General features: G+C 73.7%; 13 protein-coding genes. 12 read left to right on the top strand and 1 reads right to left on the bottom strand.

What is annotated here, in order from left to right; genetic code table 11:
- The first annotated feature begins 148 nt into the window (after positions 1-148).
- From ACZ6R9_RS19985 to ACZ6R9_RS19930, 12 genes are all read left to right on the top strand, one after another.
- A complete protein-coding gene (locus ACZ6R9_RS19985) occupies positions 149-1,018 on the top strand; it encodes a SigB/SigF/SigG family RNA polymerase sigma factor (protein ID WP_465539288.1) in 870 nt (289 codons plus the stop codon).
- A gap of 81 nt (positions 1,019-1,099) precedes the next feature.
- Positions 1,100-1,597 carry an STAS domain-containing protein gene (locus tag ACZ6R9_RS19980; protein WP_465539286.1) on the top strand — a complete coding sequence of 166 codons (498 nt, stop codon included), beginning with the start codon at positions 1,100-1,102 and terminating at the stop codon, positions 1,595-1,597.
- 23 nt (positions 1,598-1,620) lie between these two features.
- The gene (locus tag ACZ6R9_RS19975) at positions 1,621-2,124 is read left to right on the top strand and encodes an ATP-binding protein (RefSeq protein ID WP_465539284.1); all 504 of its coding nucleotides are present in this window, start codon (positions 1,621-1,623) and stop codon (positions 2,122-2,124) included.
- 169 nt (positions 2,125-2,293) lie between these two features.
- Positions 2,294-6,148: a HAMP domain-containing protein gene (locus ACZ6R9_RS19970; RefSeq protein ID WP_465539390.1), complete on the top strand. Its 3,855-nt coding sequence runs from the start codon at positions 2,294-2,296 to the stop codon at positions 6,146-6,148.
- Between the two features lie 4 nt (positions 6,149-6,152).
- The gene (locus ACZ6R9_RS19965) at positions 6,153-8,429 is read left to right on the top strand and encodes a SpoIIE family protein phosphatase (protein ID WP_465539282.1); all 2,277 of its coding nucleotides are present in this window, start codon (positions 6,153-6,155) and stop codon (positions 8,427-8,429) included.
- Between the two features lie 73 nt (positions 8,430-8,502).
- A complete protein-coding gene (locus ACZ6R9_RS19960) occupies positions 8,503-8,673 on the top strand; it encodes a hydrophobic protein (protein ID WP_380482658.1) in 171 nt (56 codons plus the stop codon).
- A 27-nt stretch (positions 8,674-8,700) separates the two neighbouring features.
- On the top strand, positions 8,701-9,159 hold the full coding sequence (locus ACZ6R9_RS19955) for an SRPBCC family protein (RefSeq protein WP_380482657.1): 459 nt from the start codon (positions 8,701-8,703) through the stop codon (positions 9,157-9,159).
- Positions 9,160-9,234: 75 nt separating this feature from the next.
- Positions 9,235-10,098: a Rieske 2Fe-2S domain-containing protein gene (locus ACZ6R9_RS19950; protein ID WP_465539279.1), complete on the top strand. Its 864-nt coding sequence runs from the start codon at positions 9,235-9,237 to the stop codon at positions 10,096-10,098.
- Complete coding sequence (locus ACZ6R9_RS19945; protein WP_380482652.1) at positions 10,095-10,697, top strand: endonuclease; 603 nt, start codon at positions 10,095-10,097, stop codon at positions 10,695-10,697. Before ACZ6R9_RS19950 ends, ACZ6R9_RS19945 begins: the two co-directional genes overlap by 4 nt.
- Before the next feature lie 178 nt (positions 10,698-10,875).
- Positions 10,876-12,342 carry an MFS transporter gene (locus ACZ6R9_RS19940; protein ID WP_465539277.1) on the top strand — a complete coding sequence of 489 codons (1,467 nt, stop codon included), beginning with the start codon at positions 10,876-10,878 and terminating at the stop codon, positions 12,340-12,342.
- Between the two features lie 117 nt (positions 12,343-12,459).
- Positions 12,460-12,897, top strand: coding sequence for a hypothetical protein (locus ACZ6R9_RS19935; protein WP_380482647.1), 438 nt, complete (start codon positions 12,460-12,462; stop codon positions 12,895-12,897).
- A complete protein-coding gene (locus ACZ6R9_RS19930) occupies positions 12,894-13,679 on the top strand; it encodes a hypothetical protein (protein ID WP_465539274.1) in 786 nt (261 codons plus the stop codon). Before ACZ6R9_RS19935 ends, ACZ6R9_RS19930 begins: the two co-directional genes overlap by 4 nt.
- Before the next feature lie 58 nt (positions 13,680-13,737).
- Here the strand turns inward: ACZ6R9_RS19930 and ACZ6R9_RS19925 are convergent, their stop codons facing one another.
- Complete coding sequence (locus tag ACZ6R9_RS19925) at positions 13,738-15,051, bottom strand: ricin-type beta-trefoil lectin domain protein (protein WP_465539272.1); 1,314 nt, start codon at positions 15,049-15,051, stop codon at positions 13,738-13,740.
- Position 15,052: the final 1 nt, after the last annotated feature.

The following is a 15,052-nucleotide window of genomic DNA, read 5'->3' as shown; positions in this document are numbered from 1 at the left end:
GTCGGCGCGCCGTGCCGACACCCGACCGGACACCGACCACCCGTGCGCCACGACTGGCCGCGACAGCATTACGACGGGCCGCGACAGCGTTACGACGGGCCGCGACACCGACCACCCTCGCGCCACGACCGGCCGCGACATTGACCCGATGCGGGACACCGACCAGGTGCTCGACATCGACCCGATGTACCGGCCGACGCGGCGCGAGATGCGTGCCATGGGCAAGTTCGAAGCCCGCGGGCTCAGCGACGCGCTGTTCCGGCGGCTGGCCGAACTGCCGCCCGAGGACCCGAAGTCCAGCTACGTGCGCGGCACCGTGATCGAACTCAACATGCCGCTGGTGCGGTTCGTCGCCGCCCGGTTCCGGCACCGCCCCGAGGAACTCGACGACATCCTGCAGGTCGGCACGATCGGCCTGATCAAGGCGGTCGACGGGTTCGACCCGGATCGCGGCGTCGAGTTCGTCACCTACGCGATCCCGACCGTCTCCGGCGAGATCAAGCGGTTCTTCCGCGACACCTCGTGGCCGCTGCGGGTCCCGCGCAGCGTCCAGGAACGCTACCTGGCCGCCGCCCGCGCCTCCGACCGGCTCGAACAGGACCTCGGCCGACTGCCCGACACCGCCGAACTCGCCGAGGAACTGCACCTCACCGAGGCCGAGGCGGCCGAAGGGCTGGACGCCGGACGGCTGTGCCGCTGCGACTCCCTGGACTCGCTGCGCGACGACGAATCCGAGGACACCGGCAGCGCGCTGATCAACCGGCTCGGCTCCTGCGACCCGGGACTCGAACTCGCCGAACTGCGCGTCGCGGCAAAGCCGTTCCTCAGCCGGCTGCCCGAACGGGAGCGCACCGTGCTGCTGCTGCGCTTCTGGGGCGGACTCACCCAGAGCGAGATCGCCCACGAGATCGGCGTCTCGCAGATGCACGTCTCGCGGATCCTCGCCGCCACCCTGACCGGGCTGCGCGAACAGATCGAGGGCGAGACGGAACCCGGTACGGACACCGCGAGTGATTGAGCCTCGCCAGGCCGGGTAGCCGCGCGGACCGAGCCACCTACGGGTGGATAGCCGCACCGCTCGGCAGGAGGTGTTCGTACCGTGGACCCGCAACCCGCCGTCGGTGCCCCCCTGACCGTCGCGCTGCAACGTCCCCCAGGCGCACTGGTGGTGCGCCCCGAGGGCGAACTCGACCACGACAGCGTCGGCCCGCTCCGCGAAGCCCTGGAGCGGGCCGTCGCCAATCCGCCCGGGCGGCTGGTGGTGGACTGCGGTGGCCTCGACTTCTGCGACTCCACCGGCCTCAACCTGCTGCTGCGCGCACACGCCGCCGCCGAACAGGTCGGCCTCCCGCTGTTGCTGGCCGCCCCCGGCCGGGTGGTGCTCCGGATGCTGGAGATCACCGGCGCGGACCAGGTGCTGGCCGTCCGGGCGAGCGTCGAGGACGCGCTCGGCGACGACGCGGCCGTGCGGCCGGAGGGTGCGCTTCCGGACGGCGTGGCCCCGGACGGTCTGCCGTCGGGCGGTCTGCCGTCGGGCGGTGTGGCCTCGGACGGTGGAGCCTCGGGCGGTGCGGAAGGGGCGGGCGAGCAGCGATGACGGGCCGGCCCGTGCAGGAGCCCGTGGAGGGTCGCACCGAGCGCCGCAGCCTGCCGCTGGAATCCGCGCCCGGGGCCGTGGCGCGCAGCCGCGAGTTCACCTGCCTCGCCCTGCGGGCGTGGGGCTGGCTGCCCGCGCCCGACGCCGACGGGCGGGCGGCGGCCGACGACGTGCTGCTGATGACCAGCGAACTCGTCACCAACGCCTGCCAGCACGCGGCCGGCCCCTACGAACTGGAGCTGACCAGGTGCGGACCGCTGTTGCGGGTCGCGGTGCGCGACAGCGACGACCGGATGCCGGTGCTGCGCGCCCCGTACATCCCCGCCCGGCCGGGCGGTCACGGGCTGCGGGTGGTGGACCGGCTGGCCGCGGCATGGGGCAGCGAACCCGTTCCCGGCGGCGGCAAACGCGTGTGGCTGGAGACGCTCCGCCCCCGGCGGACCCCGGACCGGGACGGTGCCACAGTGGAGGGGTGCCACAGTGAACAGCCGGGACCCGGCCCCGCCCGCCGGCTCCGGCCCCGCTGACCGGAGACGAGGTGGTGGCCACGTGGACAGCGCACCCGACCCGCACCCGCCGGACTCGCCCTCGCCCGAGCCCTCGCCCGAGCCCTCGCCCGAGCCCTCGCCCGAGCCCCCGCCCGAGCTCCCGCCCGAGCCCGCGTACGGCAAGCAGCCGGACCACGACAGCGCCGCGCTGCGCCGCCTGCTGGCCGGGCTGACCGCCGTCCGGGACGGCGATCTGTCGCTGCGGCTGCCGGACGCGCCCGGCGTGCTGGGCGAGATCTCCGGGGTCTACAACGACATGGCGGAGCGGCTGGCCCGGCTGAACGCCGAGGTGACCCGGGTGGCCCGCGAGGTGGGTACCGAGGGGATGCTCGGCGGGCAGGCCGAGGTGCCGCAGGCGGTGGGCGCGTGGCGGGAGCTCGCGGACTCGGTGAACGCGATGGCCGGCAACCTCACCGCGCAGGTCCGCAACATCGCGCAGGTGACCACGGCGGTCGCCCGAGGCGACCTGACCCGCACCATCGCGGTGGACGCCCGGGGCGAGATCCTGGAGCTCAAGAACACCGTCAACACCATGGTGGAGCAGCTCAGTTCGTTCGCCGCCGAGGTGACCAGGGTGGCCCGCGAGGTCGGCACGGAAGGGATGCTCGGCGGCCAGGCCGACGTCCGTGGGGTCTCCGGCACCTGGCGCGATCTGACGGACAGCGTGAACTTCATGGCGGGCAACCTCACCGCGCAGGTCCGTTCGATCGCCCAGGTGGCGACGGCGGTGGCCCGGGGCGACCTGACCCGGAAGACCGACGTGGTGGCCCGGGGCGAGATCCTGGAACTGAAGAGCACCGTCAACACCATGGTGGAGCAGCTGAGTTCGTTCGCCGGCGAGGTGACCCGGGTGGCCCGCGAGGTCGGCACCGAGGGCATCCTCGGCGGGCAGGCCGACGTCCGGGGCGTGTCCGGGACGTGGCGCGACCTGACCGACAACGTCAACGTGATGGCGTCCAACCTGACGGGGCAGGTCCGGTCGATCGCGCAGGTCGCGACGGCGGTGGCGCGCGGCGACCTGTCGCGCCGGGTCACCGTCGAGGCGGAGGGTGAGGTCGCCGAACTGGTGGACACGCTGAACGCGATGGTGGGCACCCTGTCGGCGTTCGCGGCGGAGGTCACCCGGGTGGCGCGGGAGGTCGGGACCGACGGCATCCTCGGCGGCCAGGCCCGGGTGCCGAACGTCGCGGGCACCTGGAAGGACCTCACCGACAGCGTCAACTTCATGGCGCACAACCTGACCAGCCAGGTCCGCAACATCGCGCAGGTGACCACGGCGGTCGCCCGAGGCGACCTGACCCGCAAGATCGACGTGGACGCCCGGGGCGAGATCCTGGAGCTCAAGAACACCGTCAACACCATGGTGGAGCAGCTCAGTTCGTTCGCCGCCGAGGTCACCCGGGTGGCCCGCGAGGTCGGTACCGAGGGCCGGCTCGGCGGGCAGGCCGAGGTGGAGGGCGTCTCCGGCACCTGGAAGCGGCTCACCGAGAACGTCAATGAACTGGCCGGGAACCTGACCCGGCAGGTGCGGGCGATCGGCGAGGTGACCGGCGCGGTCACGGCCGGCGACCTGACCCGGTCGATCACCGTCGAGGCGTCCGGCGAGGTCGCCGACCTGAAGGACAACGTCAACGTGATGGTCGAGTCGCTGCGCGAGACCACCCGGGCCAACCGCGAACAGGACTGGCTGAAGACCCATCTGGCCCGGCTCACCGGCCTGGTCCAGGGCCGCCGCGAGCCCGCCGCCGTCGCCGAACTGCTGATGGACGAACTCTGCCCGCTGCTGGACGCCCAGTACGGCACCTGCTACCTGGCCGCCGACTACCTCGCGGAGGACGGCGGAGCCCAGGACGGACGAGCCGAGGACGGACGAGCCCAGGACGGCCGAGCCCAGGACGGCCGAGCCCCGCACGGTACGGAACAGCTGGTGCTGGTGCGCGCCGCGGGCTACGGGCACCGGGCGGGCGACCGCCCGCGCCGGTTCGGTCTCGGTGAGTCGCTGATCGGCCAGGCCGGGCGCAGCCGCCGCCCGATCGTCCTCACCGACCTGCCGCCCGGCTACGCGGAGATCGGCTCCGCGCTGGGCTCCGCCACGCCCCGCGAACTGCTGATCCAGCCGATCACCATGGAGGACCGGCTGCTCGGCGTGGTCGAGGTCGCCACCCTGCACCACTTCACCGACCTGCACCGGGACTTCCTGGAACGCCTCGCCCAGGACATCGGCACCACCCTGGCCACCCTGCTGGCCAACGCCCGGACCGACGAACTGCTCCAGGAGTCGCAGCGGCTGACCGCAGAACTCCGGGCCCGGTCCGAGCAGTTGGTCGACGGCCAGGAGGAGCTGCGGCGCTCCAACGCGGAACTCGGCGAGAAGGCCGAACTGCTGGCCGCGCAGAACCGCGACATCGAGGCGAAGAACCTTCAGATCGAACAGGCCCGCCGCGAACTGGAGGACCGCGCCCGCCAGTTGACGTCCGCGTCGATGTACAAGTCGGAGTTCCTGGCCAACATGAGCCACGAACTGCGCACCCCGCTCAACAGCCTGCTGATCCTCGCCCAGCTGCTCGCCCAGAACTCCGAGGGCAACCTGACGGGCAAGCAGGTCGAGTACGCGGAAGTGATCCGCTCGGCCGGCTCCGACCTGCTCCAGCTGATCAACGACATCCTCGACCTGTCGAAGGTCGAGGCCGGCAAACTCGACGTCACCGTCGAGCAGTTCCCGCTGCGCGAACTGCTCGACTACGTCGACACCGCCTTCCGCCCGCTGGCCGCCGAGAAGAACCTCGACTTCCGGATCACCGCCGCCCCCGGCGCGCCTGCCGAACTGCGCACCGACCAGGCCCGGTTGCGGCAGATCCTGCGCAACCTGCTGGCCAACGCCGTCAAGTTCACCGACCGCGGCTTCGTCGAACTCACCGTGGAACCCGCCCGGCCGGGCGAAGCACCGGCCGGGCTGCCCGCCGGGCAGGGCGAGTCGGGCGCGCTCGCGTTCCGGGTCCAGGACTCCGGGATCGGCATCGGCGCCGACCACCTGGAATCCATCTTCGGCGCCTTCCAGCAGGCCGACGGCACCACCAGCCGCAGGTACGGCGGCACCGGCCTGGGGCTGTCCATCAGCCGCGAACTCGCCCGGCTGCTCGGCGGCGCGGTGAGCGCCGAATCCGTTCCCGGCGAAGGCAGTTGCTTCACCCTGCTGCTGCCCGCCCCACTCGCCCCCGAACCCGCCGCCCCCGCCGAGCGCCGCATCCTGGTGGTCGAACCCGACCCGCCCGCGCTGCTCACCCTGCTCGCCCGCAGCGCCGTGGCCGACCGCGCGCCCGCCACCGCCGTGGACAGCGCCGCCGACCCCGACCGCGCCCTCGCCGCCCTCGACCGCGCCCCGCACCGCCTGCTCGTGCTCGACCTCGCCCTGCCCGACGACGGCGCCCGCAAGCTGCTCGCCGCGCTCGAACGCCGCCCCCACCCCGTCCCCGTGATCGGCCACACCACCCGCCCCGACACCCCGCTGCCCGACGGCGAGCACCTGGAGATCACCACCGGGCTGGACGAACTGCGCGAACGCATCGGCAAGGCCGCCGGCCCGCCCGGCGCCGAACCCGCCGCCCCCGCACCCGCCCCCGAAGGCCGGCTCGCCGGCCGCACCGTCCTGGTCGTCGACGACGACTCGCGCAACGTGTACGCCCTCAGCACCGCCCTCGAACTCGAGGGCGCCACCGCCCTGCACGCCGCCAACGGCCGCACCGGACTCGCCCTGCTGCGTGCCCACCCGGAGGTGGACCTGGTGCTGATGGACCTGATGATGCCCGAACTCGACGGCTACGCCGCCACCGCCGCGATCCGCGAGAGCGCCGAACACGCCACCGTCCCGATCATCGCCGTCACCGCCAAGGCCCTGCCCGACGACCGCGCCCGCAGCCTCGCCGCCGGCGCCGACGACCACCTCACCAAACCCGTGGACGCCAACCACCTGATCGCCACCGTCCTGCACTGGTTGGAGAACTGACACCGTGTCGAAACCCCGCGAGCCCACCCGCCGGGGGACCGACCCGCGCCACCTGCTCGCCCTGCGGCTGCGCCAGGCCCAGGACGAGACCGAGGACCTGCGCGCCGCCCTCGCCGCCCGCCCGCTCACCGCCCTCGCCACCGGCGTCCTCGCCGAACGCCTCGGCTGCGGACCCGCCGAAGCCGGCAGCCAACTGCTCACCCTCGCCGAACGGGCCCGCCTCACCCCGCAGGAACTCGCCGCCGACATCCTCACCACACTGCCCGGCCCCGCCGACGGCGACGCCACGCCCGCCGCCACCGGCCCGCCCAGCCGGCTGCCCGGACGGCCCGAACCCACCGTCGAGGCCGCCCTCACCCAGGCTGCCGCCATGGTCGCCGCCACCGCCGCCGTGCTGTGGACCGCCCGCCCCGGCGGCGTCCTGCACCCCGCCGCCGCACCCGGCTTCAGCGACACCGAACGCGCGAACTGGCAACACGTCCCGCCCGGCCTCGACACCCCCGCCGGGCGCGCCCTGCGACGACGCAGCCCCCAGGGCCCCGAAGGCCCCGTCACCGCCACCCTCGGCGCCGCCCGCGCCCCCTACCGCCTCGCCGTGCCCGTGCACCGCGCCGACGGCCCCGCCGCCGTCCTCGAACTCGCCTGGCCGCAGCGCCCCGGCGACCCCACCACCGCCGAACGCCGCCGCCTGCAGGCGACCGCCGAGGTCTGCGCGCTCGCCCTCACCGACGCCGTGCCGCTCGACCCCGCACCCACCGACACCTCCGCCCTCGACGCCGCCCTCGCCCCCGCCGTGCTGCTCGACCCCGAACCCGCCCACGGCACCCCCGCCGACTTCCGCCTCGCCCGGGTCAACGCCGCCTTCACCGACCTCGCCGACCGGCCCCCGCACCGCCTCGAAGGCCGCACCCTCACCGAGACCTACCCGCTGGCCTGCGCCGACGGCCTGCTCGACCTGCTGCTCGACGTGCACGCCACCGGCCGCCCCCTGCACCACGACAGCCTCGCCCTGACCTTCCTGGCCGGCCAGAGCCCCGTCCCCGTCCTGCTCGAACTCGCCGCCGCCCGGCACGGCAACCGCCTGCTGCTCAGCTGGCAGCCCGCCGCCGGCACCGACCGCACCGACCACCTGCTGCGCGCCGCCCAACGCCTCAGCCACCTCGCCGGGTTCGAGGAGGACCTGCGCACCGGCGAGATCCACTGGACGCCGCGCACCGCCGACCTGCTCGGCCTGCCCGCCGGTACCGCCCCCGTCCCGCTCGCCGCCCTCGCCGCGCACGTCCACCCCGACGACGAACAGACCGTCCGCCGGGTCGTCAACTCCGCCGTCCGGCACGGCCGCGCCGACTCCGCGGTGTTCCGGATGCGGCACCTCAGCAGCTACACCCACTACGTGCGCCTGGTCGCCGAACCCGTCCCCGACGTGCACGGGCACACCGCCGCCGTCCGCGGCGCCTACCAGGACGTCTCCGCCCAGCACTGGACCGAGACCGCGCTCGCCGCCACCACCGAACGCCTCGCCGACACCCGGCAGGAAGCCGCCGACAACCACCGCCTCGCGCTGCGCCTGCAACAGGCCATCCTGCCGCCCGCCCCGCCGCCGCTCGCGGCCGCCGGACTGCGCGCCGCCGTCCGCTACCGCCCCTCCTCGAAGCAGGACCGGGTCGGCGGCGACTGGTACGACACCACCCTGCTGCCCGACCGCACCGCACTGCTGGTGGTCGGCGACATGGCCGGACACGGCGTCGAGGCCGCCACCGGCATGGTCGCCCTGCGCAACGCGCTGCGCGGCCTCGCCCACACCGGAGCCGGGCCCGGTCGGCTGCTCGGCTGGCTCAACGAGGCCGCCGCCGACCTCACCGACGCCACCGCCACCGCCGTCTGCGCCCGCTACCATCCCGACACCCGCACCCTGCACTGGGCCCGGGCCGGCCACCTGCCGCCGCTGCTGCTGCGCGACGGCGCCGCCCGCCCGCTGCCCATGCCGCACGGCATCCTGCTCGGCGCCGCCGACCACCCCGAGTACCAGGAGGCCAGCCTCACCCTGCGCCCCGGCGACGTCCTGGTCCTGTACACCGACGGCCTGATCGAACGACGCGACCAGTCCGTCGAGGAACCGCTCGCCCACCTCGCCCAGGTGCTCGCCGAACCCGCCGCCGACCTCGACGCCCTGCTCGACCGGGCACTGGAACTGAGCGTGGCCGACACCGACGACGACACCTGCCTGATCGCCGTCGAAGTCCTCGACGCAGTGAACGGCGAAGCGGGCAGAACGGTTTGATCCGCACCGAAACGGTCAGACGCACAGCAGGCCCGAACCGGGCCCGGCCCCCGACCGAGGAGGTACGACCGCGATGCTCGCGATGCTGCTGGTGCTGCTGCTGATCGTCGTCCTGTTCGGAGCCGGCTTCGCCGTGAAGGTGCTGTGGTGGATCGCCCTCGCCGTGCTGGTGCTGTGGCTGATCGGTTTCTTCGCCCGCAGCGCCGAGAGCGGTGGACGACGCTCCCGCTGGTACCGGTGGTGACGTGACGAGAGACGGAGGAGAGAACGCATGAGCATGGTCCAGGAGACCGTCGAGGTGGACGTCCCGCTGCACACCGCCTACAACCAGTGGACGCAGTTCGAGGACTTCCCCCGCTTCATGGACGGCGTCGAACGGGTCACCCAGATCGACGAGCGTCACAACCACTGGCACACCAAGATCTCCGGGGTCAGCCGCGAGTTCGACACCGAGATCGTCGACCAGCTGCCCGACCAGCGGATCGCCTGGCGGACCACCGGCGGCGACGTCCAGCAGAAGGGCGTGGTCAGCTTCGCCCGGCTCGACGACGACCGCTGCGAGGTGCGCCTCGCGATGGACTACGACCCGCAGGGGATGGCCGAACACGCCGCCGACACGATAGGGATGATCGACCGGCGGGTCCGCGGCGACCTGGAACGGTTCAAGTCCTTCATCGAGGAACGCGGCCTCGAATCGGGCGGCTGGCGCGGCCGCATCCGCCCCAGCTGACCGCACCGCCGTTCCCTCACCGCCCCCGGCCGGGGGCGGTGTTTGGCTTTCCGGGGAGTGGACAGCCGCCCCGGCATGGAAAATCTGCACTCAGGCCCCGCCGACTGGCTGGACGTCCCCTCACGCTGGACGTTCCTCGACCCGGTCGCGGAGCGCCTCGCCGACTTCATCCAGGCCCTGCCGCTCGGCCGGGTCCGCGACGTGCTGCACGGCGTCCCGCTCGGTCACCCACTGCACCCGGCGCTCGTCGAGACCCCGATCGGCTGCTGGCTGGCCGCCGGGCTGCTCGACCTCACCGGCGGCGACGACCGGGCCGTCCGCACACTGACCGCCGTCGGGCTGGTCAGCCTGCCGCCCGTCATCTGGTCCGGCTGGGTGGACTGGTCCCGGCTGCCGCCCGCCCAGCGCCGCACCGGGCTGGTGCACGCCGTGAGCGCCGTCACCGGCGCCCTGCTGCACGCGAGCTCGCTGCGCGCCCGCTGCCACGGCCACGCCGCGCGCGGCCGGGTGCTCGGACTGAGCGGCACCACCGCCGTCGGACTCGCCGCCGCCCTCGGCGGGCACCTGGCGTACCGGCAGGCCGCCGGCGCCGCCCACGCCGAGGCCGAACTCCGGCTCGCGCCACCCGACTGGCACCCGCTCGGCGCCACCGCCGACTTCCCCGCCGACGTCCCGGTGCGCCGCCACCTCGGCGAGGTCGCCGTGGTCGTCGTGCACGGCTCCGACGACAGCTGGACGGTCCTCGCCGACCGCTGCACCCACATGGCCGGATCGCTCGCCGGGGGCGAACTGATCGACGGCTGCGTGCAGTGCCCGGTGCACCACTCCCGGTTCCGGCTCAGCGACGGCCACCCCGTGCAGGGCCCCGCCACCGCCCCGCAGCCGCGCTTCGAGACCCGGGTGCTGGCGGACCGGCTGGAAGCCCGGCCACCGCTGTGACCGCCGTCCAGGACCTGCTCGACCGGCACGGCCGCACCTACGCCGAACAGGCCGGCATCCGGCTGCGCGACACCCCCGCGCCGCTGTACCAACTGCTGGTCCTCACCCAGCTGTGCGCGATCCGGATCCGCGCCGACACCGCGGCCGACGCCGCCCGCGAACTGTTCGCCGACGGGCTGCGCACCCCGCGCGCGATGACCGACTCCAGCTGGCAGCAGCGGGTGGACGCGCTCGGCCGCGCCCACTACGTCCGCTACGACGAGAGCACCGCCACCGCGCTCGGCGAAGGCGCCGACCTCGTCCGCGAACGCTGGCGCGGCGACCTGCGGCGGCTGCGCGAGGAGGCCGGCCGCGACCCGGCCGCGATCGGACGGCTGCTGCGCGAGGTGCCCCGGATCGGCCCCGTCGGTGCGGACATCTTCCGCCGCGAAGCACAGTCGGTCTGGCCCGAACTGCGCCCGTTCTTCGACCGCCGCGCCCTGACCGCCGCCGCCCGCCTCGGCCTGCCAGAAACCCCGGACGGGCTCGCCGAGTTGGTCCCCGCCCGCGAGCTGGCCCGGCTCTCCACCGCACTGGTCCGCTCCACGCTGAGCCGCTGAGCCGCTGAGCCGCTGAGCCTTTGAGCCGCTGAGGTGCTGAGGCGCTGAGGCGTTGAGGCGTTGAGCCGTTCGGCGGTCGGGGGTCGGCCAGGTGTGCCGCAGGGGGCATGCTGGGCAGACGCGCTGACGGCGCGTCCGGACCGGCCGGGCGCGGGGGGACAGCTCGACGGAGGCCGAGATGTCCGCACCGCAACGCCAGTCCGCCGTGGCCGTGGAGACCGACGTCCCCGGCAGACTCGACCGGCTGCCGTGGTCGCCCTGGCACTGGCGGATCCTGATCGGCCTCGGCACCGTCTGGATCCTGGACGGCCTGGAAGTCACCATCGTCGGCAACCTGGCCGCCCGGCTCGCCGAACCCGGCAGCGGCATCACCATCAGCACCGCCCAGGTCACCACCACCGCCGCCGCGCTGTACGTGGCCGGTGCCTGCTGCGGCGCGCTGTTCTTCGGGTGGCTCACCGACCGGCGCGGCCGCAAGAAGCTGTTCATGCTCACCCTCGCGGTGTACCTCGCCGCGACCGCCGTCACCGCACTCTCCTGGACCGCCTGGTTCTTCTTCCTGTGCCGGTTCTTCACCGGCTTCGGCATCGGCGGCGAGTACGCGGCGATCAACTCCGCCATCGACGAACTGATCCCCGCCCGGGTCCGCGGCCGGATCGACCTGATCGTCAACGGCAGCTTCTGGATCGGCGCGGCGATCGGCGCGTTCGCCTCGATCGCGCTGCTCAACACCGCGCTGTTCGCCACCGACATCGGCTGGCGGCTCGCCTTCGGCATCGGCGTGGTGCTCGGCCTGGTCATCCTGCTGGTGCGCCGGCACGTCCCGGAGAGCCCGCGCTGGCTGTTCACCCACGGCCGCCGCCGGGAGGCCGAGGAGATCGTCACCGCCGCCGAGAAGACCGTCGAACGGGAGACCGGCAAGCCCCTGCCGCCGGTGGACGAACCACCGATCCGGATCCGCGAACGCGGCCCGATCGGCTTCGGCACCATCACCCGCACCCTGGTCTCGCACTACCCGCGCCGCACCGTCCTCGGCCTGGCGCTGTTCATCGGCCAGTCCTTCCTCTACAACTCCGTCACCTTCGGGTACGCCGCCATCCTCACCACCTTCTTCGACGTCCCCACCGGCGACACCGGCTACTACTTCGCGGTGATCGCCGTCGGCAACTTCCTCGGCCCGCTGCTGCTCGGCCACCTCTTCGACTCCGTCGGCCGCAAACCGATGATCGCCGGCAGCTACATCGGCTCCGGCGTCCTGCTGTTCGGCACCGCCTGGCTGTTCCAGCGCGGCTCGCTGGACGCCACCACCATGACCGCCTGCTGGACGGCCGTGCTGTTCCTCGCCTCCGCCGGGGCCAGCGCCGCCTACCTCACCGTCAGCGAGATCTTCCCGCTGGAGACCCGGGCGCTGTGCATCGCGTTCTTCTACGCCGTCGGCACCGCCGCGGGCGGCATCTCCGGCCCGCTGCTGTTCAACGGCCTGGTCTCCAGCGGCCAGGTCGGCGACGCCACACTGGCGTTCTGCATCGGCGCCGCCCTGATGACGCTGGCGGGCCTGGTCGAGGCGCTGATCGGCGTCAAGGCCGAACGCCGCAGCCTGGAATCGCTGGCCGCCCCGCTCAGCCAGGTCCGGTCCGAGCCGTGACGGCAGCCGCCCCACTCAGCCAGGTCCGGCCCCGGGCCGTGACGGCACGTCAACCCCGGTGAGAGCACGGGAAGATCGTCGCTATCATGTGCACTTCCGACGGACGGGGGAGTGCAGATGGAACCGGACCAGCTCACCGTGGCCATGCTCGCCGGACAGGCGGCCACCACCGTGGTCGGCCTGCTGGCCACCGACGCCTGGGAGGGCGCCAAGAGCGCCGTCACCGGGGCGTGGCGACGGCTGCGCCCCGAACGGGCCGAGTCGATCTCGCAGGAACTCGACGACACCCGCGAGGACCTGCTGCGGGCCCGCGCGGCCGGCACCGAGGACGAGACACTGGCCTCCCTCGCGGGCGACTGGGAGAGCCGCTTCCGCCGCCTGATCGGCGACAACCCCGCCCTCGCCGCCGAGATCCGCCGCGTCCTCGACGAGGAACTCACCCCCGCCCTGCCGCCCGAGCAGCGCCCCGCGGCCGGCGGCACCACGGTCTTCCACGCCACCGTCACCGGCGGCAACGTCTACCAGGCCGGACGCGACCAGGTCTTCCACCAGTGACCCGTCCCGAGAAGACCTTCGACGCGCAGGTCACCGACGGCAACGCGTACCAGGCCGGCCAGAACCAGACCGTGCACAACTCCAGCACCGTGCACAACTCCAGCACCGTGCACCACCACGACTCGGGGCGCGGCCGGGCCGCGCTGGCGGCGGTCGCGGTGCTGGCCGTGGGCGGCCTGGTGTTCGGGCTGTACCTGGCCAACCGCCACGAGGACCGCCCCGCGGCGTCGGGCCCGGCTCCCGCGGTGACGGCGCAGGGCACCGGTGTGGCGTCCGGTCCGGGCCTGACCCCCGTCGCCCCGGGGGCCGGGACGGAGCGGATCGTGCTGCAGCGGTCCGCGCTCGGCGAGCTGCAGATGATCGACCTGGACCTGCCGTCCGGCCGCTCGAAGCGGATGACCGACGAGGAGTGGCGGCTGCGCGACGCCGGCGCGAAGGCCCAGTTCGACCTGTGGACGACCAACGCCTCCTGGGCGGAGTTCGACCTCGCGCCCGGCAGCGGCCGGACCGCCGGGGTGCTCAAGCCCGGCGAGCAGGCCACCCCGGACTCCTGCCTGCGGGCGGCGAACAGCGGCTCCCTGACGACATTCCAGATCTCCAACACCAACCGTTCCACGCTCGAACGGTCCGGCGTGCAACAGGACGCCACCATCTGCGTGGTGACCGACCGCCGGACGCTGGTGGCCGCGAGGATCACCGAGGTGGCGTTCGACGACACCGAGCCGTCGCACACCGGCCGGATCACCATCGAGGTCAGCCCGCTGGGCACCGTCACCGGCTGAGGTCGCCGGGCAGCGCCGGCGGCCGACGGCGCTGGGCAGGCCGCCGACCGGCGGTGCGTCAACCAAGCGTCCACTGCTGGGCAGGCGTGCCGTTGCAGGTCCACAGCTGGAGCCGGGTGCCGTCGGCGGAGGAGCCGTTCGGGGAGTCCAGGCACTTGCCGGAGCCGGTGTTCACGAAGGCGCGCCCGGCGCCGTACGACCACTGCTGGGCACCGGTGCCGTTGCAGGTGTACAGCTGGATGGCCGCGCCGTCGTTGTGCGAGGCGGCGTCCACGTCCAGGCACTTGCCGAGGGCGCGGACGGTGCCGTCGGTGCCGACCGTCCACTGCTGGGCCGCGTTGCCGGTGCAGTTGTGCAGTTGGATCGGCGTGCGGTCGGCGCTGGAGGCCCCCGCCACGTCCACGCACATGCCGCCCGGGCCGGTGATCCGGCCGGTGTACGGCAGCGGGACGGTGTTCGAGGCGGTGGCGTGGACGTAGTCGACCACCATGGTCTGCGGGAAGGCCGACGACCCGTCCGGGCTGCCCGGCCAGTCGCCGCCGACGGCCAGGTTGAGGATCACGAAGAACGGGTGGTCGAACACCCAGCGGTTGCCGCCCAGATCGGCCGGGGTGCGGGTCTGGTAGGCGTGGCCGTCCACCGACCAGGTCACGGCGGACGGGCTCCAGTCCACGGCGAAGACGTGGAAGTCGTCCGCGAAGGACTGCCCCGCCGGCAGCGAGTACGGCGCGCCGATGCCGCCCGCGCCGGAGTAGCCCGGCCCGTGGATGGTGCCGTGCACGGTGCCCGGCTCGCGGCCGATGTTCTCCATCACGTCGATCTCGCCGCTGTTCGGCCAGTTCACCGTGCCGATGTCGTTGCCGAGCATCCAGAACGCCGGCCAGATGCCCTGCCCGCGCGGGATCTTGATCCGGGACTCGAAGTGCCCGTACGCCTGGGCGAAGCTGCGGGCCGTGTTCAGCCGGGCCGAGGTGTACTGGCAGGTGCCGTACCAACAGGCGAGCCCCGCATCGGAGTTGCGCCGCGCCGTGATCACCAGATGCCCCTGGCCGTCCAGCGCGGCGTTCGCCGCACCCGCCGTGTAGTACTGGAGCTCGTGGTTGCCGTTGCCCGAACCGCCGGTCTCCACCGTCCACTTGGCGGGATCGACCGCCGCGCCGGCCGGGCCGTCGAAGTCGTCGCCCCAACTCTGCGCGGCAACCTGCTGCGCGGCAATCTGCTGCGCGGCGGCCGGTGGTGCGGCGGCCTGTGGTGCGGTGTTCGGCTGTGCGGAGGCCGGGGTGGCGGCCGGGGTGGCGCCGAACAGCGCGGCGGCCAGGAGGAGGGCGAGGCCGCCGAAGGGCCGACGGCGGGTGGGCGGTGCAGCAGTCATG

This window comes from Kitasatospora sp. NPDC048662, from assembly GCF_055587065.1.
The sequence above is the reverse complement of the archived record's forward strand: the minus strand, read 5'-3'. Positions and strand labels throughout refer to the sequence as shown.